Genomic DNA, 16,681 nt, shown 5'->3' on the forward strand with positions numbered 1-16,681 from the left:
AAACGGCGGAATGTTTGAGGACAAACTTGCCCGCAGTTTCCGCCGTTAAATGGAAGGCCTTTTAAAACTTTAAAAAATCGTTCAGGCACTAGCGAGTGTAAGGTAAGCAGACCGGAACGGGTATTGACCATGTATTTCTTTAAAAATTTCAAATATCTTTGGCTATATTTATTTTTCAATTTATATGCGGTAGCCCTGTAAAATAGGCTGTCATTTGCTTGACATAAACTATCAGCTATAATATCTTAGAACGTTATTTTTAAGGGATAAAAGCAATGAACAATACGCATGAGCAAGAAAAAAAACAGTTTAGAAGATTGTTTCAACAACAGAGTGTTGACCGGTTTAGCCTCAGGTTTCAGGTTTTGGAAGCTTTTTTAAAACTAGAGCATCATGTAACTATCAAAGATATCCAGGAACAGCTTAAAGAGGATAGGGTCGAGCTTGATGAAGGGTTTGTATTAAACAGCATGGAGCTATTGTGCCGGTTCGGATTTGCAAGTAAAATAGAGTTTGGTGACAAAGAAACCCAATATGAGCACAGACACCTTGGATTACATCATGATCATATGGTCTGCATAAAATGCGGCAACGTATTGGAATTTAAGGATGAGGCCATAGAAAAACAACAGCTTAAGCTTGCGGATGCTTATGGGTTCCATATGCTTCAGCATAAAATGGAAATATATGGTATTTGCTCCAAGTGCATGGAAGGTCGCACGACACTTGTTCCGCTTCACAAGGCGAAACAAGGAGAAAAGCTGATTGTAAAAGAGTTTGACGCCGGTAGAAATATGCAGCTTCGGATTTCTTCAATGGGGCTTAAAATTGGGGATTTAATTGAAATTGTTTCTGCTGGGTTTGGCGGTCAGGTAGTGATTGCAGTGGGAGAAAACCGGTTGGTTCTGGGCAAGGGCATGGCTGAAAAAATTAGGGTTCAGCCCTTTGATCGGGTAAAAATACAAAGTCATGATACTCACCAGAAATCCAAGGATATCTCTCGAGCACCCCTGTTGCTCAGTCAAATGAAAACCGGTCAGGAGGGAGTGATTCGAAAGGTTACAGGAGAAGGTGTTTTAAGGCGCAGACTGCTTGAAATGGGTATTAACAGGGGATCAACCATATATGTCGAAAAATATGCACCCCTGCAAGATCCCCTTGAATTGGTTATCAAAGGATACCATATATCACTTCGGGTTCATGAGGCGGCAAATATTTTTGTTGAAAACGTAAAATTTAAAAAAAGGTAATATGACTGAGAAACTGACCATTGCCCTTGCAGGAAACCCCAACAGCGGCAAGACAACCATATTTAATAACCTCACCGGAGCCAGACAGAAAGTAGGAAACTGGCCGGGTGTCACTGTGGAGAAAAAGGAAGGAAAGTTAAGGCATAAAGACTATGACTTGAAGATTGTTGATCTCCCGGGTACCTATAGTCTTACCCCATTTTCAATTGAAGAAATCACGGCAAGGGATTTCATTTTAAATGAAAATCCGGATATTGTTGTTAATATTATTGATGCCTCTAATCTTGAAAGAAGCCTTTTTTTGGCCATTCAAATCCTTGAACTGGGTCGGCCTGCTTTATTTGTACTGAATATGGCAGATGTTGCAGAGGCAAAAGGGATAAAGATTAATGAAAAAAAATTATCCCAATTGTTAGGATTGCCCGTTGTCTTTACCATTGGAAATAAAAATAAAGGGATTGATAATCTTGTTGAGGCCGCTATCGAGGAAGTCAGCCGGTTTAGTGAAGGCAAAGAAAGCCGGGACATCAGATATTGTCAGGAGATTGAAGGGTGTATTTCAAGGGTTGAAACCGGGATTATCCAAAGCGAAATGAATATCGATGGTATTCTTAGATGGAATGCTATTAAAATTCTTGAAGATGATAAAATCGTTAAAAGGAAATTTCAGGATCTTTCAGACCAGGCATCAGAGAGGATTTTTCAGATATCCCAGGCGTGTCGCAAAAGAATTTATGATTTGTTTGAAGATGATTTCGAGATTGTCCTGACCGATGACCGGTATGGGGTTATTGCAGGTATTGTAAAAGAAACAGTGACCAATCTTGCCAGAAAAAGCATTGATATGTCACGAAATATTGATCTTGTACTCACGGACAGATTTTTCGGGATACCTGTATTCCTTTTTTTTATCTGGGCCATGTTTCAATTGTCATTTTCCATTGGGGCATATCCTATGGAGTGGATAGACATGGCAGTTTCAGCGCTTTCGGGCAGTCTTGATAAAATTTTGCCTTCATCCATGTTAAAAGATCTTCTATTAGACGGTGTCATCGCGGGAATCGGCAGTGTTATCATTTTCCTTCCCAATATTCTCATCCTGTTTTTCTGCATTGCTCTTTTTGAGGATACCGGGTATATGGCAAGGGCTGCTTTTTTAATGGATAGGGTGATGCATACATCAGGGCTTCACGGAAAATCTTTCATTCCTATGCTGATGGGCTTTGGCTGTACTGTGCCTGCGATTATGGCCACGCGTACATTGGAGAGCAATAAAGACCGGATTTTAACGATTATGATGACACCATTCATGTCCTGTTCGGCAAGGCTTCCGGTCTATATTGTACTGGCCGGCAGTTTTTTTGCCGAAAAGGCTGGTACCGTTATCTTCGGTTTGTATTTCACAGGTATTATCGTTGCTATTTTATCCGGCAGATTTTTAAGGACTGTTTTTTTTAAAGGGGAAGAAGCCCCGTTTATTATGGAATTGCCGCCATACAGAATGCCGATGTTAAAAAGTCTTCTGATCCATATGTGGGACAGAAGTAAAATGTTTTTAAAAAAAATGGGTGGAGTTATTCTTATTGGTTCAATTATTATATGGGCGCTTTCAAGTTTTCCAAGATCCATCGCCTATTCTGTGGATTATGATGAAAAGATCAATGCACTAAAAGCTGATTATTCCCAGATGATCGCAACGGCTGCGGCTCAAGAGGCAGAAGAATTAAACCGGCAATTAAGTTTAGAACTTAAGGATATTGAAAACAGAAAAGAACAGGAACGGGTGTCTAATTCTTATATCGGTAAAATCGGAAAAGGACTGGAACCGATATTTAAACCCATTGGAATAGGGTGGCGGGCAAGTGTCGCACTTGTTACAGGTTTTGTTGCCAAAGAGGTTGTTGTCAGTACAATGGGTGTGTTATATGGTGTTGGCACCGACGAGGGTGAGGGTGAGGCGCTTGAAAAAGCGCTTAAAAAATCAGGCATGACAGCTCTTTCTGCGCTGTCAATGATGGTGTTTGTTCTATTATATGTACCTTGTTTTGCAACCGTTGTAACTATTTACAGAGAGACGTCTGCAAAGTGGGCCGGATTTAATTTAATATATACAACTATGGTTGCATGGGGCATGTCTTTTCTGGTATACCGGACGGGAATAATGTTAGGCTTAAGTTAGGATAAATAATACGGAGGCTTTTTATGAAGCGTTTGAATATAGAAGTCGTAATTAAAGCTATGCTGGCTGTTATGGCAGTTTTATTGATTTTGCCGGGCTTGGTTTTTGCCCAGGAAAGACTTTCTGTTAAGTCCGGCATAGCCAATATGCGGTCAGGTCCTGGAACGAAATACGATGTATTGTGGCAGGTAGAGCAATATCATCCTGTTACAATTGTTAAAAAAAAAGGCAACTGGTATAAAATAAAGGATTTTGAAAATGATGAGGCCTGGCTTCATAAATCCCTTTTAGGCAAGATAGCGGGTGTGATCACGATGAAAGACAAATGTAATGTCCGATCCGGCCCGGGCACTAACAGTCCAGTTGTGTTTACCGTTGAAAAGGGTGTGCCGTTTAAGGTGCTTACGCGAAAAGGTAACTGGATTAACATTGAGCATGCTGACGGAGATGTCGGCTGGATTTATAAAACACTTGTTTGGTAATGATTATTTATTAATATATTTTTAAGGTGGAATGGAAGAATGTCAGAGCAGAGAGTCTCAAATGAACGGAAAAAGGAACTTGAAGAATTAGATCCTTTTCAGGAAAATCTTTTAAAGGCAATCACATATGTTAAAGAATATAAAAAACAATTGATCCTGATTGCGGGTGCTATTGTTTTGGTAGCAGTGGTTTTCGCAGGGATTATGTATAGCTTTCAAAAAGCTGAAAATAATGCCGGTATACTTGTCAGTCAGGTATTAACAAAATATGCAGAAGCCAATGATCCCGACAAAGGTTATCTTGAAACCAAAAATGATTTTCAAATCATTTTTACGGATTATACCAATACAACTGCGGGTAAGCTGGCTAAGGTTAGATTTGCCAAAATATGTTATGACGCCTCAAAATTTGACCAAAGTTATCAATATTATAAAGAATCCCTTGAGATATTTAAAAATGAAGCTTTGATGGAAAATTTTCTCCTGGCGTCATTGGGGCATGTAAGCCTTGCCAGAAAAGAGTTTGAAGATGCAGAGAAGTATTTTCTTCAAATCGAGAAAGGGAAAATCGACCTTTTAAAGGATGAAGCAAGGTTTGCTTTGGCCATGTTGGATGAAGCCGCTGACAATACAGTTGGAAGCAAAAAATTGTATGAGAAAATTGTGGCGGAATATGAAGGTTCAATGTACAAGCCAATTGCCAAAAGTAAAATTGATGAAATAAAGTGATATAAACTTAAAAAGGCTGCTAGCGGTTTAGCAGCCTTTTTAAGAAAAGGAAAAAAAGATGAAAAAACTAACATTCTGTTAGTATGAAAATAATACTGCAATTTTCCTGCCATAATCTATAAAATTATCCTTATTTTTTAAATTTTTTTAACTATCTGAAATTATCCTTCTTTTTTCGGTTGATAGGAATCAAGGACTCTTTTTCTATCACAGTTTAATTGAAAAAGAATAATTGAGTTCAAGATTTTGAATTTATTTTTTTATGATTTAATAGATTTTATTTTTAAGTGTTTAAAAGTATAGCTAAAAATGGTGAATTTCAAAGGGGTTTAAAATTTTGAACCGTCTATTTTTTAAACTATTTGCCAAACAGTCTATTTGCCCGATTATCTACTTATCAAGGTGAAATTTTTTTAGTTTCTGGTTTAAACCGCTTTTTCCTATTCCCAGAAGTTGAGCTGCCTTTGTTTGCACATTTCCTGAAAGTTTCATTGCTCTTTGTATCATTCTTTTCTCGACAGCTGCTAAAGTCTCTGCAAGGCCCACACCCTCTGGTATCCCATCCAGATCGAGCGTGGAAGACATATTTTGTCTGACCTGTAAAGGAAGATCGGATGGGGTGATTATATTGCCGCTACAGAGAATGACACAGCGTTCTATCATGTTTTCAAGTTCCCTTACATTGCCTTTCCATTGATAATCACATAAAATTTTGACAGTTTCCGGGCTGATTTCGGATACATTGCTGGCAGAGTGCTGCCCATTGGTATACTTGTCAATAAAATGTTTGATTAACAAAGGAATATCTTCGGCTCGCTCTCGAAGAGGCGGGATAACCGCTTTGACAACATTGAGCCTGTAATAGAGGTCTTCTCTGAAACGCCCATTTTCCACCTCCTCTTCAAGATTTTTGTTGGTGGCTGCAATAAGGCGAAAGTCAATAGGGATAGACAGTGTACCCCCAACCCGTTCAATTGTTTTCTCCTGGAGAACCCTTAATAATTTTACCTGTAGGGATATGGGCAGTTCACCTATTTCATCAAGAAAGAGGGTCCCTTGGTCTGAGATTTCAAACCGACCTTTTTTCATAGTGATTGCCCCTGTGAAAGCCCCTTTTTCATGACCAAACAGCTCACTTTCCAAAAGTGTTTCAGCAAATGCAGAGCAGTTTACTATGACCAGGGGCTTATTTTTTCTTAGACTGTTATAATGGATTGATTTTGCAACCAGCTCTTTTCCCGTGCCGCTTTCACCTTCAACAAGAAAGCTGGCATTTGAAGGCGCCACTTTTTTGATAATTTCATAGATCTCCTGCATGGGTTTGCTTTTTCCAATAATATTATCAAAGCTGTATCTTGAGCTGATGGCATCCCTGAGAATGCTGTTTTCCTGAACAATCCTGTAGACCGAGATAGCCTTGGCAATGTGTGCAATAAGTGCCTGATTCTCAAAAGGCTTAAGAATGAATGTGTATGCACCCTTGTGCATTGCATCCACAGCTTTTTCAACACTGCCGTGAGCGGTCATGATGATGACAGGGATGTCAGGATTGATTTCTTTAATTTTTTCAAGTAATTGGATGCCGCTCATCCCGGGCATTTTTACATCGGTCAAAACCAGGTCTATGAGTTCATTATTTAAAATATCCAATGCTTCCATTCCACTGGAAGCTGTTAAGGATGTATATCCTTCTTCCTGAAGGAGTTCTCCTATTATCATGGGATAGTTTTTTTCATCATCAACAATCAGAATATTTTCCATGCAGTTAAGTCTCCTGAACCGGAAGTGTAATCTCGACGTTTGCGCCCTTTGGTTCCATATTAGTGATTGTAATTGTTCCACTATGGGCTTCAATCATATTTTTTACAATACCAAGACCTAATCCTGTCCCGGTATCCTTTGTAGTGAAAAATGGTGTCCATATTTTTTTTAAAATTTCTTTTCTGATTCCTTCCCCATTATCAATGAAATTAATAACAATACTGCCGGAATCATATTTGATTTTTATGGTAATGCAACCATTGTTTTTCAAGGCCTGAAATGCATTGATCAAAATATTTAAAAACGCTTGATAGAGCATGGCATTGTCAGCCAATACTTCAGGCAAATGTCCTGATATTTCTTTGATAATGTTGAGATTATTATCTTTTATCTGGGGGGTAAGATAGTCGATGTTTTTTTCAATAATATCCTCAACCCGACAGGGATGAAGATCCGGGATTTTAGGGCTGGCAACATCGAGGAAATCCGTAATAATATTATCAAGTCTGCCGGACTCTTCGACAATAATATCGGGGATGCCGCTTTTGGCATCCAGTTTTTCCATCTTTTTTTTCAATAATTGAGCACTGCTTTTTATAATTCCAAGTGGATTTCTGATTTCATGTGATATCCCGGCTGTCATTTCACCAATGGCTGACAAATGTTCGGCCTGCCGCAGTTTTTCTTCAAGCTTAAGTCTTTCTTCAGCTCTTCGTTCTATGATTTTTTCTCCATGCCTAACGACAAATAAAAGTACTAAAAAAAGTATCCCCATGACAATAAAACAGGAGCCAACAGTAAGGGCTTGGAGGTTAACCACTTTTTTATAATCATCGGAAACATCCCGAACAATTTCAACAACACCCAGTACAGGCCCTGCCCAGGCGGGTGATATCTGTTTTTCAGCCCTTAAGGGTGCAAAAGTGATGATTTTTGTTTCCTGGGGGAACCAGAACAGCAGTTCCAGAAAACTGCCCTGTTGTAAAAGCCTTGAGGTTGCTTCTTTCTTCATTGCTTTTTCATAATGAACGCCACCGGCATTTTCCTGCCCTATTTTTTCCTGATCAAAGCTATAGGAGATGATATTTTTTTCATCATAAATCGTCACCATATCGACATTAAAGCTATGCAGGGTGGATCGGACCACCGTATCCATCAGAAGGAATTGTTCTTTTTCCCGTAGCCTGATCTCTCCATATCGTATTAGTACAGGGAGCATGAATCTGGAAATGATCTGGTGGTTGAGGTTTTCAACAAGGACGGAAGCGTATTCTTCACTTTTTTCCAGAAGAATATTTCTTACCCAGTGTGCATTTAAAGCTGAGATGATAATCGTTGCTGTAAACATAATCACAAGGGATGAAAATGTGAAAAATTTAACCAGCCTGAATGGTTTGGTACCCTGTAATTTACCTGATTTTTGTAACATTTATTTCACAATTTTTTTGTTTTTAAGATTGATAATCCTTTCTGTCTTTTGCTGTTTATTTAGGCAAAAGAATGATAGTGCTTGACTTTACAGCAATATCGGATCAAAGTATAGTAATATTGATACTACAGATCAATATAAAAATTGTTTTTTTGTATGGACCCAAGTGGTATTGGTTTTCACCTTAATTTTTGTGAAAGTATATGATATTTGGGAAAAAAGATCACCTTGTAGGTCTGGATATCGGCTCTTCGTTTATTAAGGTTGCTGAACTCAAAGTAACCGGGAAAGGGCTTGTCCTGCATAAATTTGGTATGGCTCCAATTGCACCGGGTACCATTGTTGAAGGCAGGGTTGTCGATATGGAAAGCCTTGCTAATGATATCCGTATTCTTTTTAAGTCCCAGAAAATCCGGGAGAAAAATGTTGCAATTTCGACAGGTGGTCATTCGGTCGTCATTAAAACAATTACTGCATCAACCAATCTTGAGAAAGAGCTTCATGATACAATATATTCTGAAGCGGAACAATATATCCCCTATGATATTGATGATGTTAATATTGATTATCAAGTCCTGGGAGAAAGTGAGTTTTCTCCTGATCAGATAAACGTGCTCCTGGTTGCGGTCAAAAAAGATCTGGTGGCTGAGTATATCGATTTGATCCGTCTGGCCGGACTTAATCCCCAAATAATTGATGTTGATACCTTTGCGCTTCAAAATACCTATGAAATAATTCCATATGAAGCCCGGGAAAAAACAACCTTGTTGATTGATGTCGGGGCGTCAAAAACTTCTTTGAATGTATTGAAGGCGAATTCATCGTTAATGATGAGAGATAATGTGTCAGGAACAAATCAGATTTTAGAAGAGATCGTAAGTCAATTCGATGTCACTATAGATGAAGCACAAGAAGCAGTGAATGGTGAGGCAGATGATATTGTCAGTCAGGATAAAATTCGGGAAATAAGTTTGAAACTCGCACAGTCATGGAGTTCTGAGATTTGTGAAGTGGTGAATACTTATCAAACCGGTGCCAATGATGAGAAAGTTGAAAAAATTATATTGAGTGGTGGCGGTGTTTTTATTGAAGGATTTAAAGACTATCTTTTATCTGAGCTTGACGCAGATGTGTCAATAATGAATCCGTTTGAAGCTTTTATTGTAGATGAAAAGAAATTTCCTGACTCTTTTATAACCAAGGCGGCCCCCTTGGCACCGATAGCTATTGGGCTTGCATTACGAAGAGTAGATGATAAATGATAAGAATTAATCTGTTACCATTTAGAGTTGCTAGAAAAAAAGAGAATATTAGAAGACAGATATCTATCTTTTTATTGTTGATTCTTTTAACAGCAGTAGTGCTTGTATGGTATACACGGGCCGTTAATAACCAAATTTTAGAAGTAAAAGAAAAAACAAAACAGGTAAATTCTCAAATTTTAAAATATAAAGAAAAGGCAGATCGGGTAGCTAAAATAAAAAAAGATCTGAAGATCCTTAAAGAGAAACTTGAAATTGTATCTTCGTTGCAAAAACAAAGAGACAAACAGCTGATTTTGTTTGATGGTATGACAGACCTTATTGTTCCCGGGCGAATGTGGCTTGTAAGTTTTAAAACAGATGAAAATACGGTTACAATCAAAGGGATTGCATTTGATAACCCTACAATTGCCGATTTTATGGAAAATCTTGAAAAATCATCACTTTTTAGTAAGGTTGATTTGAAAACAGCAAAAATGAAAAAATTCAAAGATGGTCTTGTGTTAAAATCATTTGAGTTACTTTGTAGAAAAGAAAAATTAAAAAAAGAGAAAAATAAGGATTCAAAATAAGGCAAGAAATGAGCAAGGAAAAAAGCAACCTAAAGGTCACGCGCAGAACTAATGAAATAAAAGAAAAGCTGGGCCGCTTTTTTGAAAAAGTCGGAGTCCTTACAAAAGTACAGCGCCTGCTTATCTGCCTTGTAACTTTCGCTGTAATTGGCGGTGCCTATTATTACTTTGTTTTTATGCCAAAGCATGATGAATTAAAAAAACTCCAAAGAAAATACCAGACCCAGGTAAAGAAACTTTCAACTTACAAGAAAAGAGCAGCCGAGATTTTAAAATATGAAAAATTGATGGTCAAGGCTCAGGAGGAGTTTAACGTGGCAATGAGAGCGCTTCCTGATAAACGCGAACTTCCATCGTTATTGACAGGTATCTCCAAAGCAGGAAGTGATGCAGGGCTGGCATTTCACCTGTTTCAGCCGGGAAAAGAAATAAATAAAGAGTTTTATAAAGTACTTCCTGTTTCCATAAAGGTGGTAGGACGATATCATCAGATTACGGATTTTTTCTTTCAAATTATAAGGCTTAACAGGATCGTGAATATCAATAATGTTGATGTGAAAAGTAAAAAAGGTGGTAAAATAATAGAAATGAGCTGTAAGGCGGTTACCTATATGTTTGTTGAAAAAAAAGAACCAAAAGATAAAAATAAACGAAAAAGAAAAAAGAAATAGGGATAGAAAAAAAGAATTCATAATGATGTCTAAGTCAAAGATAATTTTATTAATAGTTGCAGTCGGTTTTATCTTTTTGATCGTTGCATGTGAGGATCAGCCACGTGCAACAAAAAAATCAGCACCCGATGAAGTCTCAGGTAAAATATCCCTGCCTGTTGTCCAGAATAAGCCTCAAAAAGATGATAAAACCCAAAAAGATGATAAAAAGGGTAAGTTAAATTCAAAAAATGACCAAATGCCCAAAGTAGAACCCAAGGTAAAAGCTGTAGTAGAAAGCGTTCATCAGGTTTCAGAACAAAAGCCAGATGCCCAGAAGAAAGAACATTATGATTCCCAAGGCAAAATTGATCCGTTCAAACCGCTAATTCAGGACAAACCGGAAGAAACCAGGCCTGTTGTTGATGAGGGACCCAAAAGAATTCTAACCCCTCTTGAAAAAATTGAGCTAAGCCAAATTCGCCTGGTTGCGGTTATTATTATGAAAAATAAAAGGATTGCAATGGTAGAGGAGGCTAGTGGAAAAGGCTATGAGGTTGGTATTGGCACTTATATCGGTAGAAACCAGGGGAAAGTATCAGAAATTAAAGATAGCAGTATTGTGATTAAGGAGCTTGTTAGGGATTATAAAGGAAGGCTCGAAGAGCAAATTCAGGAAATAAAACTACATAAAATTGATAATGAGGAGTAATATGCCTTTTTTTCAAATGAAAAGAATAAATAATACGGTTAAAATATTTAGTTTTCTTTTGGTTGTATTCATTGTTGGCTGTGTTTCCCAAAAAACTGAAACCGTTCAAACCGGCGAACAAATGCAGATGGACCAGGAAATATCAGAGAAAAGTGCTGTTGTTCAGAGTGACAGACAGATAAGTGCTGTCAGCGTTGACCTGCAGGATCAGGTTATTGAGATCGAAATTCACGGAAATCAAAAGTTAGTCTATACTTCAATAAAACAATCATTTCCTTTTGGAATTGCCATATATCTTCCGGAAACTACAATTGCCGATGGTTTAAAAACAACCCTGCCTGAAAATAAAAGTATTGGTGATCTGGTTGTAAAGTATGCTGATGAAGAGAAGACAATCGTAAAAGTTGAGATCTTGTTAAAAGAGGATCTTAATTATGAAGTGAGTGAAAATGATAATACATTGAAATTGGTGCTCTTTGAAAGCATGGAGAAGGAAAAAACAGCCATTAATCAAATACCTGAACCATTGCCTATAGTTGTTAAGAAAAAAGCACAAATCGTTGTGTCTGAAGAGAATATTATCATTTCGGATAAAACAGCGACAATGACCAATATTGAGTTTAATACAATGGAGGATGGAAAATCCGACATTGTTGTTCAAACAAACCACCCTGTAAAGTATGATATCACTCAGGGTAATAATGATAAATTGTATTTAAATTTGTATAATACAATTATCCCGGATTACCATAAACGGCCACTCTTAACTTATTATTTTAAATCTGCAGTCGAAAGCTTAATGCCGATACAGGTTCCAGGACAAAAAAAGAACTCTAAAATTGAGATTAAAATAAGGGATCAGGTACCCTATAGGATTATTCGGGATCAAAATACTATTTCAATATTTTTTGAGCCGTCTAGGATAGAACCACCTGTATTCACTAAAGCCACAAAAAAAGTAATCAGTGGGCCTCAAACTCAAACCATTGAGGCCGACAAAGAGAAAACAGGACTGTCAGGGGAGCTTGGAGAGGCAAACGCGTCTATTGATAAAAAGAAAACTCTTGAAGAAATGATTTTCGGGAAGCAGAAAAAATATACGGGTGAGAAAATCAAGCTGGATTTTTATGAAACTGATATTAAGAATGTCTTCAGGATACTCAGAAGCGTGGGAAAACTTAACTTTGCCATTGATAAGAATGTCGAGGGAAAGGTGACCTTAACCCTTGAAGATCCGGTCCCCTGGGATCAGGTGCTTGACCTTGTATTAAAGATGAATAACCTTGGAATGAAAAAAGAAGGAAATGTTATCAGGATTGCAACCCTGAACACAATTAAAAAAGAAGAAAAATTGTTACAGGAAACCATTGCTGCCAGAAAAAAATCTTTAGAGCAGAAAAAGAGTTTTGAACCATTGATTACAGAGTACATTCCTATAAACTATTCAGATGCAGAGGCAGATATAAAACCTCATATAGATCAAATTCTCACTAAAGGCAGGGGTAAGATTACTGTCGATAAACGAACCAATATGATCATTATCACAGATATCCAGACTAAAATTGATCAGGCCCAGGAAATTATTTTTCGATTGGATAAAGTTACCCCGCAAATTATGATTGAAGCAAAAGTAGTTGAGGTTTCAAAGAATTTTTCACGTGAACTTGGGCTTGGTTTATCTTTTCAAGAGACTCAAACTCCCCATGTAGGATACGATGAGGACTTTACTATCGCTTTGAATCACCCGGTTGCTGCGCCAGTCAATGCAGGCTCTTTTAATTTTTATAGAATTTTAGGCTCTAATTTTTTAAATTTAAATGCACAGATAGCAGCATCAGAAATAAAAGGAGACGTAAAAGTTGTTTCTTCTCCCAGGATTCTTACATTGGACAATAAAAAAGCAAAAATAAAACAAGGCCTTGAATATGCGTATCTTGAGCGGGATGATTCCGGTGGATCATCTGTTAAATTTAAAAATATTGATTTATTATTGGGAGTAACTCCCCATGTCACACCGGATAAAAGAATTTCAATGACTATTTATTTAACAAAAAATGATATTGACTCTATTACCAACGGAGTTCCGTCTCTTTCAACCAATGAAGCGGAGACTGAGCTTTTAGTGAACAATAATGATACCATCGTTATTGGCGGAATAGTAAAAACATCGACGACTGATAGCAGCACAGGAACTCCTTTCCTTTCCGGAATTCCTATTTTAGGCAGGCTTTTTAGAACAGAGATTGATAAGGAAAAAAGAAATGAGCTCTTAATCTTTATTACGCCTGCGATTGTTCAGTTGGACCAGAAAAGAAATGTATTTACAACAGAAGATTAATTGAGTTCAAAAAGTCTTTTTTCTGCTTCCCTTGCCAGGGGCGATGTTTCAGGAACAAGTTTCAGTACAACCTCCCAGGATTTTTTGGCTTTATTAAAATCGTTTAATGCCTCATAAACTTTTGCCAGATCAGAATGAAGAATGGCAGCTCCCGGATTTTTTACCAGGGCATGATGAAGAAAATTTTTTGCTATGGTATATCGTGCTGTTTTAATATATATTGACGCAAGGCCATGAACAGCGAATAAAAAATTGGGTCTGATTTCCAGGGACCTTTCAAAGTATGTTTTGGCTTTCCCATACATTGCTTGATAAAAATATACCCATCCAAGATTTGACAAAGGCATTTCAGGGGTGGCGTATAAAAGATTCTCGGAAATATCCTCAAAGCATTGAATTGCAGACTTCCATTTTTTTTGCCTGAGATATGTTGCGCCAAGGTGATTTTTTGCTTGAATATAATCTGGTTTAAGATTTAATGCCTTTTTAAAATGGGTTTCCGCAAGATCATCTCTGTTCTTTGCCATATAAACAAGACCAAGGCTGTTATTCAGATAGGGGTCATTGGGAATGGTTTTGTAAGCTTCAAGAAGCTGTTTTAATGCAGCAGTATATTGGCCACTATTATAGTATCCCTCTCCACGCCCCTGAGCTGCAACGGCGATCTCTTTTTTATTTCCCATGTCTGTATCTTTAGATGCGCATGATATTAGAAAAAGAAGGGCAACAAACAGGTAAATAAGATTTTTCATATAGCTTATCCTTTATTGAATGTAGATCAAATTTTTTGTAGATAAGATTTTTATATTTTCTTTTTTTAGATAATCAATGGCAGTGTCGCTTAATGGTTTAAAAGGAATAAACACTTTGTCCTTCTCTTTGACAGCATAAAGGCCATTAATACTTTCGACTGCTTCACCGGTGGAAAAAGAAGGATTCACCCAGGTTGCATACCCAAGATGGGTGAATAATTTTTTGGTCAGTTCAAGTGGGGTTAATTTGGATGTTATTGAAATAATCTCAAATTCTCTTTTTTCAAGGACCTCTAGAGCGGTTCCATAAACATTGCCAAAATTGATCAACAGGTCTGTCGTGTCTTTTCTTAAAACTCGGCCAAAGGATGCCTCAAGATTAATATTATTGAGCATAAAAGGTATTTTTGCATTTGGGATATAGTCATAACCTGTCTGGGACAGGAGAGTTTCAATAATTTTTTTATATTCTGTGGTTATATTTTTTTTTGGTGCCGGTTTACTTTTATTTTTAACCTTATCAATGGTTTCCGATATTAATTGAGTTTTTAAGTCCTTCCAATAGGTTTGTACATATTCAAGTAATTCATCGTTCACATTCTCACCTGATATAATCAGTATTTTGGAACCGTCCTCGGTTTCAATAATTGGAGTTGATGATAAATCGAGAACCCGACTTGAATTGTTTTCCCCTGGAAAGTACATTTTGCCACTACTTAAAAGGGTTCCGCCAATAAGTGAGGAATATTTTTTTAGTTGTGTCAGTTTATAAGCTTCAATTTTGTATTGTTTAACCGCCTGTTCTTTTTTTTCTTTTTCATTTGGTTTTCCTGATAAAAGAGACTTGAACCATGGCTGGGATTTTATCGAAGGATCAGGTAAGTAAATATCAGAACCTTCAAAAATAATATTGATATTTTTTATATTAGGATTTGCTAACTGAAACGCTTTTAGCCCTTCTTCCGATATGCCCCCCCCCTTTTTTAAAAAATCCTTATCAATCAAAGTTGAAATAGTGTCCCCTTTTTTAATCTTATGTTCCTGTATGAAAGGTTTCAGATCCAGATTTTCCCGGATCGTTGAAAACTCAATTACGGGGATATCAACATTACCCGATGAAGTCTCATCATAATCCCCTTGTTTTACATTTTTTAGCGGAATAAGGATATGAATACCCGGTTCAATCGCATCAATGTTACTGATTTGGGGATTGATTTCTTTAAATATTATGATGAAATGGGGAAAGTCTTTTTCAGATATTTCTCCTTTTTTTCTGAAAATTTTATATAGCCAGTCATCTTTGTTGACGATATAAGGTTCACAAAGGACATCCTCATTTTCATATTTAAAAATTGAATATCGTTTATAAGAAGTCTTAACACCATTGGCTTTAGAATGGGATAAAAAGGGGGGTGCAACATAAGCATAGAGTGCTAAAACAGTGAAAATGAATATTTTAAAAAAAATAAGTTTTTTCATAAATTATAAAGATAGTGTTAAATTCAACCTTTCAGCTATTTTATCGGAAATATCTTTTACAAACTTTTGGAAATCTTTTTCTTTCAGTCGTTTTTTTTGTGATGGAATTATATTTGGATCATCAGGCAGTATTAAGGACGGCCGGTTGATATTGTCCGGGTCAGGATCAATTTTATAGTCTTCAGGTATTTCTGATTTAAAATACAGATCCTGAAATTCTGAAAATTTAATGGCATGTGCTGTTGCGTTAAGTATGGCAGTTTCTTTATTTGTAATAATGTTTTGTTTAACCGCCTGTACAAGCCCTGCAAGGCTTTCTCCTCCCTGGGTACATGCAATATGTCCGTTTTTATTGGCAATAAGCTGCCAATCCATGATAGCCTGCTCTGTTACTTGAACAAAGAATACATGCCGTTGGCCGGCAAGTGCATTATATTTCTTTGCAACCTGTACGACCCGGGGCATAGAAACAGGGTTGCCGATCATTGCTGCCTGGGCAACACTTGGCTTTGTGTCCACGGGTACAAATTTTCTTTTGGTTTCATCGGGTTCAAGATAGTATTGATAGACAGGGTCAGCATGTTCTGACTGAACACCAATGATTTTGGGCAGGCAATCAATAATATTAGCCTCATAAAATTTAATAAACCCGTTCATTATGGCTGAAATATTGCCGGCATTTCCAATGGGAACAACGACCACTTTATCTTTCATGTCCCATTCAAAATCCTGGGCAATTTCATATGAATATGATTCCTGGCCAAGAATTCGCCATGCATTTTTTGAATTTAAGAGCGCAACTGAATATTGGGTTGAAAGATGTTCCACAATTTTCATGCAGTCATCAAAAACACCCGGAATTTCAAAAACGTGTGCACCGCTTCCTAACGGCTGTGACAGCTGTTGAGAGGTTACCTTTTTATGGGGTAAAAGAACAGCAGACTTGATTAAAGGACCCAGGTAAGATGCATAGAGAGCAGCAGCAGCAGAGGTGTCACCAGTAGATGCGCAGACCGCAATCACATTGGACACAAGGTTCTGGTCAATAAGATATTTGATACTTGACATTGCACTGGCCATACCCCG

14 protein-coding genes are annotated in these 16,681 nt (G+C 37.3%); 9 read left to right on the forward strand and 5 right to left on the reverse strand.

All coding sequences use genetic code 11. The features are described 5' to 3' along the window. Positions 1-275: 275 nt before the first annotated feature. From K8S13_RS08655 to K8S13_RS08670, 4 genes are read left to right on the forward strand one after another with little or no spacing between them, the layout of a single operon-like run. A complete protein-coding gene (locus tag K8S13_RS08655; protein WP_291461975.1) occupies positions 276-1,250 on the forward strand; it encodes a FeoA domain-containing protein in 975 nt (324 codons plus the stop codon). A 1-nt stretch (position 1,251) separates the two neighbouring features. Further along, positions 1,252-3,429, forward strand: coding sequence for a ferrous iron transport protein B (gene feoB, locus K8S13_RS08660; protein ID WP_291461977.1), 2,178 nt, complete (start codon positions 1,252-1,254; stop codon positions 3,427-3,429). Positions 3,430-3,452: 23 nt separating this feature from the next. After that, positions 3,453-3,911, forward strand: coding sequence for an SH3 domain-containing protein (locus K8S13_RS08665; protein ID WP_291461979.1), 459 nt, complete (start codon positions 3,453-3,455; stop codon positions 3,909-3,911). A 39-nt stretch (positions 3,912-3,950) separates the two neighbouring features. Then, positions 3,951-4,640, forward strand: a complete 690-nt coding sequence (locus tag K8S13_RS08670; RefSeq protein WP_291461980.1) for a tetratricopeptide repeat protein — start codon at positions 3,951-3,953, stop codon at positions 4,638-4,640. Between the two features lie 390 nt (positions 4,641-5,030). Here K8S13_RS08670 and K8S13_RS08675 read toward each other — a convergent pair whose 3' ends face one another. Further along, complete coding sequence (locus K8S13_RS08675; RefSeq protein ID WP_291461981.1) at positions 5,031-6,401, reverse strand: sigma-54 dependent transcriptional regulator; 1,371 nt, start codon at positions 6,399-6,401, stop codon at positions 5,031-5,033. Positions 6,402-6,405: 4 nt separating this feature from the next. Next, complete coding sequence (locus tag K8S13_RS08680; protein WP_291461982.1) at positions 6,406-7,830, reverse strand: ATP-binding protein; 1,425 nt, start codon at positions 7,828-7,830, stop codon at positions 6,406-6,408. A 203-nt stretch (positions 7,831-8,033) separates the two neighbouring features. On the opposite strand from K8S13_RS08680, the gene pilM reads away from it, so the two are divergent. From pilM to K8S13_RS08705, 5 genes are read left to right on the forward strand one after another with little or no spacing between them, the layout of a single operon-like run. Further along, positions 8,034-9,092 carry a type IV pilus assembly protein PilM gene (gene pilM / locus K8S13_RS08685; protein WP_291461983.1) on the forward strand — a complete coding sequence of 353 codons (1,059 nt, stop codon included), beginning with the start codon at positions 8,034-8,036 and terminating at the stop codon, positions 9,090-9,092. Continuing rightward, entirely contained in the window at positions 9,089-9,664 is a 576-nt protein-coding gene (locus tag K8S13_RS08690; protein ID WP_291461985.1) for a PilN domain-containing protein, read from the forward strand. Before pilM ends, K8S13_RS08690 begins: the two co-directional genes overlap by 4 nt. Positions 9,665-9,672: 8 nt before the next feature. Further along, entirely contained in the window at positions 9,673-10,335 is a 663-nt protein-coding gene (locus tag K8S13_RS08695; RefSeq protein ID WP_291461986.1) for a type 4a pilus biogenesis protein PilO, read from the forward strand. Next, the gene (locus K8S13_RS08700) at positions 10,280-11,026 is read left to right on the forward strand and encodes a pilus assembly protein PilP (protein ID WP_291461987.1); all 747 of its coding nucleotides are present in this window, start codon (positions 10,280-10,282) and stop codon (positions 11,024-11,026) included. Before K8S13_RS08695 ends, K8S13_RS08700 begins: the two co-directional genes overlap by 56 nt. A 1-nt stretch (position 11,027) precedes the next feature. Further along, a complete protein-coding gene (locus K8S13_RS08705) occupies positions 11,028-13,364 on the forward strand; it encodes a type IV pilus secretin PilQ (RefSeq protein ID WP_291461988.1) in 2,337 nt (778 codons plus the stop codon). Here the strand turns inward: K8S13_RS08705 and K8S13_RS08710 are convergent. The 3 genes from K8S13_RS08710 to K8S13_RS08720 form a co-directional block, all read right to left on the reverse strand. Beyond that, on the reverse strand, positions 13,361-14,116 hold the full coding sequence (locus K8S13_RS08710) for a tetratricopeptide repeat protein (RefSeq protein ID WP_291461989.1): 756 nt from the start codon (positions 14,114-14,116) through the stop codon (positions 13,361-13,363). The two genes, K8S13_RS08705 and K8S13_RS08710, sit on opposite strands and share 4 nt — an antisense overlap. A gap of 12 nt (positions 14,117-14,128) precedes the next feature. Then, positions 14,129-15,595, reverse strand: coding sequence for a hypothetical protein (locus K8S13_RS08715; RefSeq protein WP_291461990.1), 1,467 nt, complete (start codon positions 15,593-15,595; stop codon positions 14,129-14,131). Between the two features lie 3 nt (positions 15,596-15,598). Continuing rightward, on the reverse strand, positions 15,599-16,681 hold a 1,083-nt coding region (locus K8S13_RS08720), incomplete at its 5' end, for a pyridoxal-phosphate dependent enzyme (protein ID WP_291461992.1).

This window comes from Desulfobacula sp., from assembly GCF_021107415.1.

Coding starts and splice junctions, on each gene's coding strand:
- K8S13_RS08655 (WP_291461975.1), top strand. CDS start 276: ATGAACAATACGCATGAGCAAGAAAAAAAACAGTTTAGAAGATTGTTT.
- feoB (WP_291461977.1), top strand. CDS start 1,252: ATGACTGAGAAACTGACCATTGCCCTTGCAGGAAACCCCAACAGCGGC.
- K8S13_RS08665 (WP_291461979.1), top strand. CDS start 3,453: ATGAAGCGTTTGAATATAGAAGTCGTAATTAAAGCTATGCTGGCTGTT.
- K8S13_RS08670 (WP_291461980.1), top strand. CDS start 3,951: ATGTCAGAGCAGAGAGTCTCAAATGAACGGAAAAAGGAACTTGAAGAA.
- K8S13_RS08675 (WP_291461981.1), bottom strand. CDS start 6,401: ATGGAAAATATTCTGATTGTTGATGATGAAAAAAACTATCCCATGATA.
- K8S13_RS08680 (WP_291461982.1), bottom strand. CDS start 7,830: ATGTTACAAAAATCAGGTAAATTACAGGGTACCAAACCATTCAGGCTG.
- pilM (WP_291461983.1), top strand. CDS start 8,034: ATGATATTTGGGAAAAAAGATCACCTTGTAGGTCTGGATATCGGCTCT.
- K8S13_RS08690 (WP_291461985.1), top strand. CDS start 9,089: ATGATAAGAATTAATCTGTTACCATTTAGAGTTGCTAGAAAAAAAGAG.
- K8S13_RS08695 (WP_291461986.1), top strand. CDS start 9,673: ATGAGCAAGGAAAAAAGCAACCTAAAGGTCACGCGCAGAACTAATGAA.
- K8S13_RS08705 (WP_291461988.1), top strand. CDS start 11,028: ATGCCTTTTTTTCAAATGAAAAGAATAAATAATACGGTTAAAATATTT.
- K8S13_RS08710 (WP_291461989.1), bottom strand. CDS start 14,116: ATGAAAAATCTTATTTACCTGTTTGTTGCCCTTCTTTTTCTAATATCA.
- K8S13_RS08715 (WP_291461990.1), bottom strand. CDS start 15,595: ATGAAAAAACTTATTTTTTTTAAAATATTCATTTTCACTGTTTTAGCA.